Below are 12,580 nucleotides of genomic sequence, written 5' to 3'. Positions count from 1 at the left end.
TTGCGCGTTACGTGATGAAAGGATTTGATCGTGACCTCTGATAACGCATCCCACGTGCAGGGAGGCGATTCGAGTTTTCCCTCCGAGTATCTCCCCTCCTCAGCCAACGAGAATGTCCGTCAACTAGCCGACGCAGGCACGTCGGTGTGGCTCGATGATCTTTCTCGTGATCGTCTGAAATCTGCGAACCTGAACGAGCTCATTGCCGACGCGGGAATCGTCGGCGTGACGACGAACCCGGCGATCTTTTCAAAAGCCATGACCGTTGGGACTGCATACGACGACCAGTTAGCGACGCTGAATTCGCAGGGTCGTTCGGCGTCGGAAGCAGTTTTTGACATGGCTATTGACGACGTCCGCGACGCGTGCGAAGCCTTCAAAGATGTTTATGAGGCATCGCAGGGCCAAGACGGACGGGTATCCATCGAGGTGGACCCCCGTTATGCGCACGATCCTGAGAAAACGGTGGAACAAGCTAAAGAGTTGTGGGATCGCGTGGGCAAACCCAACGTGATGATCAAGATTCCTGCGGCAAAACAAGCTTTACCAGCGATTACGGATACTATCGCCGCAGGAATTAGCGTGAATGTCACCCTTATCTTCTCAGTGGAGAGATACAAAGACGTGATCAAGGCTTTCATCGATGGTCTTGAACGCGCCCACTCGTCGGGCAAGGACCTATCCTCTATTCATTCCGTAGCTAGTTTCTTCGTCTCTCGGGTTGATGGTGCCGTCGACCATAAACTTGCTGATATCGCCCCATCCGCATCCCGAGATGTAGAGACCCTCAAGGGAATGGCGGGTATCCATAACGCGCAGCTCGCTTATGAAGCGTTCTGCCGGGTTTTTGGGGACGAGGACGCTGAGAGCAGCGCTGCTGCCAATAACGGTGATCTTTCCTCAGAAGCTGAGCGTTGGCACAAACTTGCAAGTGCCGGAGCTAACGTGCAGCGACCGCTATGGGCGTCGACCAGCGTCAAGAACCCTGATTACACACCCACGTTGTACGTCACCGAACTTGCTGGTGCTTGCACCGTCAACACCATGCCGGAGGTGACTCTGGACGCTCTTCAGTCCAACGGTGGCGTTCATGGAGATGCGCTCACGGGCACAGGAGATGACGCCCGAGCATACTTTGACGCTCTCGAATCATTGGGCATTGATTTCGCTGACGTGGTGAATGTGCTTGAGGATGACGGCGTCGCTAAATTTGTGGATAGTTGGAATGAATTGATCGCCAATATTGATTCCCGCTTATCCAGCTAACCACTCAGCGAGTTGTTTACCGGAAGTAGCTGTTGCTCCCCCAGCATGGTGACACTGCCGAGTCGGGGTCAACCAAGGACCTGATGAGAAAGGCATGGACAATCGACCGTGAATAATCCCAACGCGGCCGCCGCGTCGCACCGGCAGACCTACACCCCAGAAGGAGAAACCGAGAACGACGTGAACCAAGGTCATGCTGCGGCTCATCAGGAGCCATCCGCCGAAGAACAGCTCAACCGGGTAACAGTGGAGTCTAATGAGAATCTGCTGGACAATAGCGCTTTTCCCGACGACTGGGCTAATCCGCTCCGCGATCCCAGGGATAAGAGGATGCCCAGGATCGCGGGACCATGTGGGCTCGTTATTTTCGGTGTCACGGGCGATCTAGCACGAAAGAAACTTCTCCCCGCGGTATATGACCTTGCCAACCGCGGCCTGCTCCCTGCGGGATTCACCCTGGTGGGATATGGCCGTCGTGACTGGACCAAAGAAGATTTCATTAAAAAGGTGTATGACGACGTTCGCGCGGGATCTCGTACTCCCTTCAGGCGATCGGTATGGGAGCGCCTGGCCGAGGGGTTGATCTTCGTCAAAGGCACATTTGACCAAGATGAGTGCTTCGATGCGTTGGCCGAGACTCTGGCGGAGGTCGACCATACCCGTGGCACGGCCGGGAACTGGGCCTTTTATCTCTCTGTTCCTCCTGCCTATTTCCCGAACGTGTGTCACCAACTTCAACGCTCAGGCCTCGCAAAAGATAGTGCCGGCGGTTGGCGGCGCGTGGTTATTGAGAAACCCTTTGGCCATGATGAGGAATCAGCTCGGGAGCTTAACCGCATTGTCAACAGCGTTTTCCCTGAACGCTCAGTCTTCCGTATCGACCATTACCTGGGCAAGGAAACAGTTCAGAATATTATGGCGCTGCGCTTTGCGAATCAGCTCTTTGAGCCCCTGTGGAGCGCATCCTTTATCGACCACGTCCAGATCACTATGGCAGAAGACATTGGCCTAGGCGGACGGGCTGGTTATTACGATGGCATCGGCGCTGCACGAGACGTTATCCAGAACCACCTCATCCAGCTTCTTGCGTTAATCGCCATGGAAGAGCCTCTGGCTTTCACGCCCCGCGATCTGCAGACTGAAAAGATTAAAGTCCTGAGAGCCACCAGTGCCGTTCCCCCGTTCTCTAAAACGACAGCCCGGGGCCAGTACACCGCAGGATGGCAGGGCTCTGAATTCGTCGGTGGCCTTCGCGATGAAGAAGGTTTTGCCGAAGACTCGAAAACTGAAACCTACGCGGCCTGCACATTGGAGATTAATTCTCGACGCTGGGCGGGCGTGCCATTTTATCTACGGACTGGCAAGCGATTGGGCCGACGAGTGACGGAAATCGCTTTGGTGTTCAAAGACGCGCCCTATCTTCCTTTTGACGCTGATGAGACGACTGCTCTTGGCCCCAACGCGGTTGTTATTCGTGTGCAACCCGACGAGGGAGTTCTGATGCGCTTCGGCTCGAAGGTTCCCGGTTCCGCGATGGAAGTTCGTGACGTCAACATGGACTTCGCCTACTCGGAAGCGTTTACTGAGGCATCCCCCGAAGCCTATGAGCGTTTGATCCTGGATGCTCTCTTGGATGAAGCTAGCCTCTTCCCCACCAATGAAGAGGTGGAGCTCTCGTGGAAGATCCTTGATCCCATCGTCAAATATTGGGCTGAACGAGGACGTCCTGACGATTATCCGGCTGGAACGTGGGGCCCTGAAAGTGCTGATCGTATGCTTTCGCGGTCAGGACGCACCTGGCGGCGCCCGTAAAACTATCACCGCTCGTCCTCACATCACACGCACATTTTCAGGGAATGAGAAAACCGACGCATGATCATTAACCTCCCCAATACAACAACCCGCGACATCTCTAAACGCCTCGTTACCGTCCGTGAGTCGGGTGGCGAAGTCACGACCGGCCGTGTGCTCACTTTGATCATCGTCGCGTCAATTAACGACGATTACGAAACGTTTATTACAGCGGCTAATGAAGCCTCACAGGAGCATCCGTCTCGTATTCTCGTGTTGCTCACGGATGATTCCTCCTCAACCGCGAGCCAATCTGATAGTGATGACAACGGCAATTCGCAGACTGAGCTTGCAGACTATGAGAATCTCGAAGAGTTTGAGCGTGCTCTCGACGCGATGCCCACCACGCCGCAACCCGGAACGTCCGACGAGGACACCGCGCAGTCAAGTGCCACAGATGACGTAACGTCCAGCGGGCGCGTTGATGCCGAAATACGCATGGGAGGCGACGCTGGTGCCGCTGAAGTCGTCGTCATGAAGTTGTATGGCGCTGTTAGTCAGCATCTCGCAAGCGTTGTGATGCCGATTTTGTTGCCAGATACTCCGATTGTGGCGTGGTGGCCGGCCAGCCGTCCCCCGGTCCCCGCGACCGATCCGATCGGGCGTCTTGCCGGCCGACGAATTACTGACTCCCTATCGTCAAGTATTGAGGACGGAATCTTTAGGTGCCGATCGTCGTATGCGCCCGGCGACTCTGATCTTGCCTGGTCACGTATAACGCAGTGGCGTGGAATTTTAGCGTCGGCACTCGATCAGCCTCCGTTTTCTCCTATCCGTGGAGTGACGATTGCTGGCCCACCGGAAGACCCGAGCGTTGATATAGCCGGCGGATGGCTTGCGGACCGTTTAGGAATGAATGTCACCCGTGAATCCACGGACTCGCCCAAGGTACCTCTTGATTCCGAAGGGCGCCCCACTATCGGCGTGCAAAGCGTGACAATCCATCGAGATAGTGGCGATTTGATCCTCCGCACCTTTAGCGCACATACGCTGACGATCACACGCGAAGGATCAGGCCGTGAAAGTCGCGTTGCCCTCACACGACGCGGAACAGCTGACTGCCTCGCGGAAGAGTTGCGTCACCTTGACCCCGATGTCATCTACGCACAAGCTCTCCGAGGGCTATCCAGAGTTCACCGCGTCGATGCTTTCGATTCAGACGAGTCGCACGCACCTGACGACGCGAACGACAGTGATGTCGAAGCAGACCGTGAATAGGTCGTCGGCAGTGCAATAAACCCCATCGTTGTGTGATAGACCGCAAGAAGAAAGGCGTATGGATGAGCGAAAAGTCTAGTTCCGATTCAGATGTCCGCATCGTCGCGTGTGCAGATCAAGCAGAAGTGGCTATGCGAGCAGCACGCGATGTTGAAAACGTCATAGTCAGTATTCAGGAGGGACGTGAGGGCGCTAGTAACACCACCGGGGTTACCCCGGATGGTTACGCCCGGCTGGTGGTCACGGGTGGAAGCACGGGTATCGCGGTGCTCCACCAGCTGTATATCGATAGTGAAGCCGGCAACGCGGGTATTGACTGGAACCGTGTCCACGTGTTCTTCGGTGATGAGCGCTGGGTGCCCGCAGACCATCCGGAGCGTAATGACAAACAAGCAATAGAGGCTCTATTCAGCCAGATCGATATCCCGCAGGACAATCTCCATCGCATTCCTGCCCCATCACCTGAAAGTACATATGGGGAGACCGAAGGATCCCGCAGCGGAAACGTCGACATGACGGAGCTCGAGGACGCTGCTACGTCATACGCAGACACCATTAATAGGTATGCTCCTGATGGATTCGACATCCACCTCTTAGGTATGGGGCCAGAGGGGCACATTAATTCCTTGTTCCCCCATACGCCTGAGTTAACGAGTGATGACACCGTTGTATCCGTAACTGATTGCCCTAAGCCACCGCCTACTCGTTTATCGCTCACCCGTCGCGCGTTGAATTCATCGACTCGTGTGTGGTTTGTCGTCGCTGGTGAAGGAAAAGCTGAGGCTCTCGGACACGCAGTCTCTGGCGACGATACAGACATGTGGCCCGCTGCAGGCGCACGTGGGCAAGAAGATACTGCCGTCTATGCTGATGCACCTGCCCTATCTCAGCTGCGGCGTTCATCGTCATAATCTACAAAAACAGCCGACGAATACAACGCATCCTCATTCGGCCCGGATAAGGATTGTGTTGTTCGTCGGCAAAATTAGTAGGCCCTTCGCGTGAATCGCGGCAGGGCCTCACTGGTAGCGGGATTGTTGTTATCGCGAGGACCCATCCACCACCAAATTACGTCCGTCAAGTGCTCGTGAGGGCCGGGATGGATGTGGATGGTTACATGTCCATGATTATCCGTACGCCTGAAGTAGGTTCAAACCGATCACTGCAGCTAACCAGATAATTGCGCAGACGATGGTAATGCGGTCGAGGTTCTTCTCTGCAACCGTCGATCCTGAAAGATTTGATTGCATTCCGCCACCAAAAAGGCTGGACAATCCGCCGCCCTTGCCTTTGTGCAAAAGGACGAACAGCCCCATGAGCAGGCTAAACACAACCAAAACGATTTGCAACGCGAGATGCATTGGTGTGGGTGCTCCAATCAGGAATTAATGTCACCGACCGTTAATAACCACACCAGTGTAACGTATTAGCGCTGGCGAGTGAACGTGCCCCACTCAATGTGTCACGTAAGGCAGCGGCATTGCGTTAGATAAGGCCCACGAGATTCGTTCCCGGCCGCGGGAAGGCATAATAGGGATTGTGAGAACTCGAGCTCGTCTACTCTCTCTGACGGACCACTTTCATGCTGCAGCTCAGGGGGTTGGAGTAACCGTCCACGCCATTGCCGATGGACTCATTCGCCGTTTCCATCTGCAACGGGTGGTAGGTGTACTCCCTTTTATCCCGCCTGGACTACGAGCTGCTCTCGGCTACCTGGTTCCGCTTAAACCGGCGGATCTTCCAGAGCGCCTCCCTCATGTGCATGCGCATAATGACAGTTCCCATCGTTTCCCTCTCCGCGAGGCCTTACTCCGCGGCTTTGCCTCAGTGGAGGCTGATGCCACCCTTTATCGAGGGCGTTTTCTTCTGGGCCATAGTGTTTTAGAAAAGAGTCGTGGTCTGGATTTAGAAAGGGATTATCTCGAACCACTCGCCACAATGGCGCGACTGGGGCCCCTCTTCCCCACCGGTGCCAATGACGTCAGCAGTGCCTTCGCACCGTCGCAGCCAGGTAATGAGGAACCTGTTTATGTCCACGTTGATATCAAATCGGCTGGGCTCCCTGCGTTAAAACAACTCGAAGCTATCGCGTCCCGCTATGAGGATGTGTTGAGTGAATGGACTGGGGAAGAATTTATCCCCCGACGTCTGACTTTGATTGCGACAGGAAATAGCTTGAGGGCTGCTGATGAATGGTGGACACAACCACCGACAAAAGACCGTCATCGTCGGGTATTCCTCGATGGTCGTCCGGAAGATTTGGCTGCCTGTCCCCCAACATGGCTGATGCCCATGGTGAGTACTGATTTCACGCACTTGTCAGCATGGCGTGGTTTTCGCACTATCGCGGCATCGGAAGAAGCTGCAGTGAGGGAGTTCGTCTCCTCTGTACACAAGCAAGGGCGGCAGGCACGGTTATGGGGCATCCCAACATGGCCCTACGCCCACCATGCGCGAGTAAGCCGGTGGCTCCTCAATGCCGGACTTGATTGGGTGAGTGTCGACAACTTACGAGGAGCACACCGGCTCATTCATTCGGCGCACTAGTGCTAACTAGCATGAGCACTAACTAACACTCGCGCCGTGACCCGCCTGGCCCGGAGCTACGTCGCTCCACATAGGCGGATGAGACCTTAGACGCTACCGTCTGCAGCCATGGCAGAGAGCTTGGCGAAGTCCTCACCATCGAGTGAAGCACCGCCAACAAGCCCGCCGTCAATATCTTGTTCAGCAATCAGTTCAGAAACATTGCCCGTCTTCATGGAACCGCCATACAAGACTCGAATTGACGACGCCGTTTCGTCATCTGTCAGCTCGGCAAGCGCACCACGAATAGCATGGCACACTTCTTGTGCATCCGAAGCAGATGCTGTTTTACCTGTTCCGATAGCCCAGATGGGTTCATACGCGATGACAGACTTCGCGATTTCATCCTTGCTCAACCCGGCAAGTGACTCCTTGACCTGGTCGACGACGAAGGAGACGTGTTTGCCCGCCTCGCGAACGTCCAGGGACTCACCGACACAAACAATAGGGGTCATACCGGCGTCGAGAGCCTTCTTGGCTTTTGCAGCAACGATCTCGTTGGTCTCGGAGTGATAGTCTCGGCGCTCTGAGTGTCCCACGATAACCCACGAGCATCCCAACTTGGACAGCATCGACGGAGCGATTTCACCGGTGTACGCACCGGAATCGTGTGTTGAGATGTCTTGAGCACCATAGGTGACGCGCAGCTTATCCCCATCCACTAACGTTTGCACCGAACGAATATCTGTGAACGGAGGGATTACCGCGACATCGACCTTGTCGTAGTAGTCCTTGGGGAGTGCAAAAGCGAGTTTCTGTACCACGGAGATGGCCTCAAGATGGTTGAGGTTCATTTTCCAGTTACCAGCAATGAGTGGTTTACGAGCCATGAACAGTCCTTTCGTAAAAAAGGTGAGCCCCGGGTCAACGGTGACGTTAACCGGGGAATAGAAAATTCGCCTGGCAGTCGAGTGCTTAGCGGTCGAGTACCGCAACCCCCGGAAGGGTCTTGCCCTCGATGAGCTCAAGTGAAGCCCCGCCACCGGTAGAAATGTGAGAGAACGCTTCATCAGCAAAACCGAGGTTGCGGACGGCCGAGGCGGAATCGCCACCACCAATTACGGAGAACGCTCCGTTTTTGGTCGCCTCTGCAATGGCTTCAGCCAACCCCTTGGTGCCATGTGCGAATGCTTCGAACTCGAACACACCCACTGGGCCATTCCAGAAAATGGTCTTGGCTCCGTTCAGACGCTCGCCGAAGGTCTTAACCGACTCTGCACCAGTATCCAGGCCCATCCAGCCGTTCTCAATACCATCGGCAGATACCGTCTTGTGCTCAGTATCCGCATTAAATTCCTTGCCGACGACGATGTCTGACGGCAACACGATCTTGTCCGAGTATTCAGAAAGCAGATTCTTGCACTCGTCGATCATGGACTCTTCGAGTAGTGAATCGCCGACACCGTAGCCTTTAGCCTTGAGGAACGTGTAGCACATTCCGCCACCGATAATGAGGGTGTCCACTTTCGGTGCTAGTGCTTTAATAACTCCAAGCTTGTCGGAAACCTTTGATCCGCCGAGGCAGACTGCGTAGGGATGCTGAGGATCATCCGTACACTTCGAGAGCTGCTCAAGTTCCCTCTCAACGAGGTAGCCAACGTAGGCCGGTAGTTTCTTGGCAACGTCGTAGACGGAAGCTTGCTTCCGGTGGACAACGCCGAAGCCGTCAGAGACGAAAGCACCATTATCACCCGTCAGAGCTGCGAGCTCAGATGCCAATTCCTCCCGCTCGGCGTCATCTTTGCTCTTCTCACGAGGATCGAAGCGAACGTTTTCGAGGAGCAGGACATCGCCATCATTGAGACCGTTGGCACGTTCGTGGGCGTCTTCGCCGGAAACATCCGAAGCCAGTGCAACATACTGATCTAAGCGCTGAGACAGAGCCTCAGCAACAGGTGCCAATGAGAATTGAGTGTCTTGCGGTGACTTGGGCCGTCCTAAGTGAGCCGCAACGATCACGCGTGCTCCTGCTTCAGTAAGAGCTTTGATCGTCGGGAGAGATGCATCGATGCGACCAGGGTCAGTGATGACCTTGTCCTTGAGCGGAACATTGAGATCTGCGCGTACGAGGACGTGACGTCCCTCGACACCTTCCTTGAGCAAGTCAGCGAGTTTCTTTACTGCCATAACAACTCCTCGTTAGTTCTATTGATATATAAAAAGACGGGCCGACGGCGTGCCGTGGCACAGCCCCCGGCCCGCTAGATCACTCGGGCGAGCGGAGGATTAGAGACGCTGTCCGATGTAATCGGTCATGCGAACGAGCTGGTTGGAGTAGCCCCACTCGTTGTCGTACCAGGAAACAACCTTAACCTGGTTGCCGAGAACGCGGGTCATCTCAGCGTCGAAGATTGAGCCGTGCGGGTTGTGCTGGATGTCAGTGGAAACCAGCGGCTCCTCAGAGTACTCGAAAGCAACGCTGAGCTTCTCATCCTCGGAAGCCTTCTTCATTGCAGCGTTAACTTCCTCGACGGTGACGTCCTTCTTCGGAACGAAGGTGAGGTCAACGAGCGATCCGGTCGGTACCGGCACGCGGACAGCGAAGCCATCAAGCTTGCCATTGAGGTCAGGAAGAACCAATCCGACGGCCTTAGCGGCACCGGTGGTAGTCGGAACGATATTCAGGGCAGCAGCACGGGCACGACGCAGATCCTTGTGAGGAGCGTCGTGAAGGCGCTGGTCACCGGTGTAAGCGTGGACGGTAGTCATTAGGCCGGACTCAATACCGAAGGCATCGTCGAGGGCCTTAGCCAGCGGAGCCAGGCAGTTGGTGGTGCAAGATGCGTTCGAGACGACGGTCATGTCGTCGGTGTATGTCTCGTGGTTGACGCCGTAAACGAAGGTGCCGTCAACTTCCTTACCAGGAGCAGAAATGATGACTTTCTTGGCGCCTGCCTCGACGTGAGCCTTGGCAGCCTCGCCCTTGGTGAAGAAGCCGGTGGACTCGATAACGATATCAGCGCCTAGCTTGCCCCAGTCGAGGTTCTTCGGGTCCCGCTCTGCAGAAACCGCGATGCGGTGGCCATCAACGGTGATGGACTCGTCATCGTACTCAACCTTCGCGTCCAGCGGACCCATGATGGAGTCGTGCTTCAAAAGCAAAGACAGGGTGCGGTTATCGGTCAGGTCGTTGACACCAACAACCTCGATATCGGCTCCTTGCTCACGGATAGCGCGGTAGAAGTTACGGCCGATACGACCAAACCCATTAATACCGACACGAACGGTCACGGTAATTCTCCTTAGCTATGTAGCTGTCTAGGTTAAGGACGTCATCAGGCGATCTTCGTATAGCCTTTCCGTCCCTGCACTGACTACTTTACAGCTGAACTGAGATATATGCAGCAGTCAGAGCAGAATGAGACAAACAACACTTTTGTATAAACGGACATTTCATCCCACGAAACGGACACGAACGCACATTTGGTGCTCAAAGACTGAGCTCTAACCGCACAAAGACGCCAGTGGCACGACTAATCCTCGTCGAAAAGGTCACTTGTTACGGCAGAAAAAGTATCGGGCACTCCCAATTCAGCAGCCCGTCTGTCTGCCAAAGACAGCAACCGTCGAATACGTCCCGCAATGGCGTCTTTGCTGATCGGCGGATCAGCTAGTTCACCGAGTTCTTCGAGCGACGAATGACGGTGCTCTGTACGCAACCGCCCAGCAGCTGCAAGGTGCTCAGGGATATCATCCCCCAGAAGCTCAGTAGCGCGCTGAACTCGGGCCGCAGCAGCGGCAGCAGCGCGGGCCGAGCGTCGCAAATTGGCGTCATCGAAATTTGCCAAGCGATTCGTCGATGTATGGGCTTCGCGACGTTTGCGCTGCTCGTCCCATTCGATTCGCGTGCGATGGGCCCCCATACGACTTAACACCGCACCTATAGCGTCGCCTTCACGAATCTGAACACGCTCTGCCCCACGGACTTCACGGTTTTTCGCGGCAATACCTAGTCGACGTGCACAGCCAATCAAACCGATTGCGGCCGCTGTTTGCGGGGCGATCACTTCGAGCGCTGATGCCCGGCCCGGCTCCGTTACTGATCCCCGAACCAAGAACGCACCACGCCACGCTGCTTCGCAATCGACAGCTGTACCGTGCACAATTCGCGGTGGAAGTCCCCGGACAGGACGACCAGCCCTATCCAAAAGGCCAAGACGTCGCGCAACCTCCAACCCCTCGCCCCGACGGTTCCATTCAACCTCAAACAAAGGTTTCTTCGAGGATTGCGTACGATCCGACACGACAGCGTGAATGTCGTAGAGATCGACAATGTGTTGACGCGCCCGCTCTGCGATGTCGGAAGAATCTACGTCCAGTGAGACCACCAATGACTCCGGCGATCGACCAGGATTATTGTCACCCAGTCGAAGCTTGCCGGCAAAGCGTATCATCGCGCCGACTTCGGACCGTCGAGCATTAGATGCTGTGACCGTGGTACTGGCTATTTCGGCTTTAATATCGGCTGTTAAACCCACGCTATTTGGTTCTCCTTACCGATTTTGTTCCTGAGCTGCCGAATACACCTCAGACAGCACGCGGGCCAATTTTCTTGGAGAATGTGTGCTCAGCCACCGCCCTTGTTCATCATCATGGCGGACATCGCCAATGGTTAGTTCAGCACCGAAATTCGCGGCAGCGCGGCTCAGGTGCATCCGCTCTCGTGTTCCTGTCACTGAATGCTCGTCGACAATCACCGTATCGAGCGAAAGATCCTGACAATGCTGTTGGAGCATGTGGAGGTGCCGCTCAACGGTGAAACCCGGGGTCTCCCCTGGTTCCGCAACTAAATTAACGACGACAACCTTATGAGCGTGAGTCTCCTGCAGGGCTTTCACAACGTCGGGAACCAAAATGTGAGGAACCACTGACGAAAACCAGGACCCCGGACCTAATGTCACGACGTCTGCGTTCATGATCGCCTCGATGACAGCCGCGCTGCTCGGCGGATTCTCTGGGATCAACTTCACGCGTCGGACTTGGCCCGGTGTTGTAGCCACGGCAACCTGCCCGCGCACCGGAGACACAACCCTCGGATCGTCCTCCAACCCAGCTACCTCAGCCTCGATATCGAGTGGTTCTGGACTCATCGGAAGCACACGACCACGGATGCGCATGAGCTTCGCTACCTCAGCTAAAGCCTCAACCTCATCCCCCATCACGTCGATAAGCCCTTGGATGATGAGGTTTCCTACCGCATGACCAGCCAAAGCACCGCGTCCTCCAAACCGGTGCTGGAGGACGCTTTCCCATAAGCGACCCTCGGGATCATCGGCTGCTAACGCTGCTAAAGCCATCCGTAAGTCGCCAGGTGGAATGGAATTGAATTCCTTACGCAGACGCCCTGACGATCCACCATCATCCGCCACAGTGACGATAGCCGAGACATCATCAGACAATGTACGTGCTGCCCGGAGGGTCGCGAAGAGTCCGTGTCCACCACCTAAACAAGCCATCCGAGCGATATGGGATAGCTGCGTCGCAGGCGTGCGTGCAGAAGACCCGTCGCTAGACGACTCATCCTTATTAGCGTGAATTAGGGGTTCGCCGCTCGTCGATGTATGAGGAGAAGCAGTATTCATACAAACTCAATTCCAATAATGATTACTCGGTCTTATAAAATCACGGGCCATACTTGCAGCTCTGGTCCGGTTAGTTT

11 protein-coding genes are annotated in these 12,580 nt (G+C 55.2%); 5 read left to right on the top strand and 6 right to left on the bottom strand.

Features of this window, described 5'->3' with window-relative positions:
- Positions 1-54 precede the first annotated feature (54 nt).
- The 4 genes from tal to pgl all read left to right on the top strand — a co-directional run bounded on the left by tal (position 55) and on the right by pgl (position 5,246).
- Positions 55-1,266 (top strand): transaldolase, encoded by a 1,212-nt coding sequence (tal, locus tag I6J23_RS08845; protein WP_204583034.1) that lies wholly within the window; start codon positions 55-57, stop codon positions 1,264-1,266.
- 330 nt (positions 1,267-1,596) lie between these two features.
- Complete coding sequence (zwf, locus tag I6J23_RS08840) at positions 1,597-3,078, top strand: glucose-6-phosphate dehydrogenase (RefSeq protein WP_239455062.1); 1,482 nt, start codon at positions 1,597-1,599, stop codon at positions 3,076-3,078.
- Between the two features lie 60 nt (positions 3,079-3,138).
- Positions 3,139-4,335, top strand: a complete 1,197-nt coding sequence (locus I6J23_RS08835) for a glucose-6-phosphate dehydrogenase assembly protein OpcA (RefSeq protein WP_204581761.1) — start codon at positions 3,139-3,141, stop codon at positions 4,333-4,335.
- Positions 4,336-4,397: 62 nt separating this feature from the next.
- Entirely contained in the window at positions 4,398-5,246 is an 849-nt protein-coding gene (gene pgl / locus I6J23_RS08830; RefSeq protein ID WP_204581760.1) for a 6-phosphogluconolactonase, read from the top strand.
- Positions 5,247-5,462: 216 nt separating this feature from the next.
- On the opposite strand, the gene secG is transcribed toward pgl, so the two are convergent.
- The gene (gene secG / locus I6J23_RS08825; RefSeq protein ID WP_012731604.1) at positions 5,463-5,696 is read right to left on the bottom strand and encodes a preprotein translocase subunit SecG; all 234 of its coding nucleotides are present in this window, start codon (positions 5,694-5,696) and stop codon (positions 5,463-5,465) included.
- A gap of 178 nt (positions 5,697-5,874) precedes the next feature.
- Here secG and I6J23_RS08820 point away from each other — a divergent pair, with 178 nt between their 5' ends.
- Positions 5,875-6,882, top strand: a complete 1,008-nt coding sequence (locus tag I6J23_RS08820) for a hypothetical protein (RefSeq protein ID WP_204581759.1) — start codon at positions 5,875-5,877, stop codon at positions 6,880-6,882.
- 86 nt (positions 6,883-6,968) lie between these two features.
- On the opposite strand, the gene tpiA is transcribed toward I6J23_RS08820, so the two are convergent.
- The 5 genes from tpiA to I6J23_RS08795 all read right to left on the bottom strand — a co-directional run bounded on the left by tpiA (position 6,969) and on the right by I6J23_RS08795 (position 12,503).
- On the bottom strand, positions 6,969-7,751 hold the full coding sequence (gene tpiA, locus I6J23_RS08815; RefSeq protein WP_204581758.1) for a triose-phosphate isomerase: 783 nt from the start codon (positions 7,749-7,751) through the stop codon (positions 6,969-6,971).
- An 85-nt stretch (positions 7,752-7,836) separates the two neighbouring features.
- Positions 7,837-9,048, bottom strand: coding sequence for a phosphoglycerate kinase (locus I6J23_RS08810; RefSeq protein WP_204581757.1), 1,212 nt, complete (start codon positions 9,046-9,048; stop codon positions 7,837-7,839).
- Between the two features lie 99 nt (positions 9,049-9,147).
- Positions 9,148-10,152, bottom strand: coding sequence for a type I glyceraldehyde-3-phosphate dehydrogenase (gene gap, locus I6J23_RS08805; protein WP_204581756.1), 1,005 nt, complete (start codon positions 10,150-10,152; stop codon positions 9,148-9,150).
- Positions 10,153-10,394: 242 nt separating this feature from the next.
- Entirely contained in the window at positions 10,395-11,399 is a 1,005-nt protein-coding gene (gene whiA / locus I6J23_RS08800; protein ID WP_204581755.1) for a DNA-binding protein WhiA, read from the bottom strand.
- A 15-nt stretch (positions 11,400-11,414) separates the two neighbouring features.
- Entirely contained in the window at positions 11,415-12,503 is a 1,089-nt protein-coding gene (locus I6J23_RS08795) for a gluconeogenesis factor YvcK family protein (protein ID WP_412523813.1), read from the bottom strand.
- Positions 12,504-12,580: the final 77 nt, after the last annotated feature.

Origin of the sequence: Corynebacterium kroppenstedtii (assembly GCF_016894245.1) — a bacterium.
GTDB lineage: Bacteria > Actinomycetota > Actinomycetes > Mycobacteriales > Mycobacteriaceae > Corynebacterium.
Note: the sequence above shows the minus strand (reverse complement) of the source record. Positions and strands in the feature narration are given on the sequence as shown.

Excerpts from the sequence above, each read along its gene's own strand:
- zwf (WP_239455062.1), top strand. The coding sequence starts at position 1,597 with ATGCCCAGGATCGCGGGACCATGTGGGCTCGTTATTTTCGGTGTCACG.
- I6J23_RS08835 (WP_204581761.1), top strand. The coding sequence starts at position 3,139 with ATGATCATTAACCTCCCCAATACAACAACCCGCGACATCTCTAAACGC.
- secG (WP_012731604.1), bottom strand. The coding sequence starts at position 5,696 with ATGCATCTCGCGTTGCAAATCGTTTTGGTTGTGTTTAGCCTGCTCATG.
- pgl (WP_204581760.1), top strand. The coding sequence starts at position 4,398 with ATGAGCGAAAAGTCTAGTTCCGATTCAGATGTCCGCATCGTCGCGTGT.
- I6J23_RS08810 (WP_204581757.1), bottom strand. The coding sequence starts at position 9,048 with ATGGCAGTAAAGAAACTCGCTGACTTGCTCAAGGAAGGTGTCGAGGGA.
- tpiA (WP_204581758.1), bottom strand. The coding sequence starts at position 7,751 with ATGGCTCGTAAACCACTCATTGCTGGTAACTGGAAAATGAACCTCAAC.
- I6J23_RS08795 (WP_412523813.1), bottom strand. The coding sequence starts at position 12,503 with ATGAATACTGCTTCTCCTCATACATCGACGAGCGGCGAACCCCTAATT.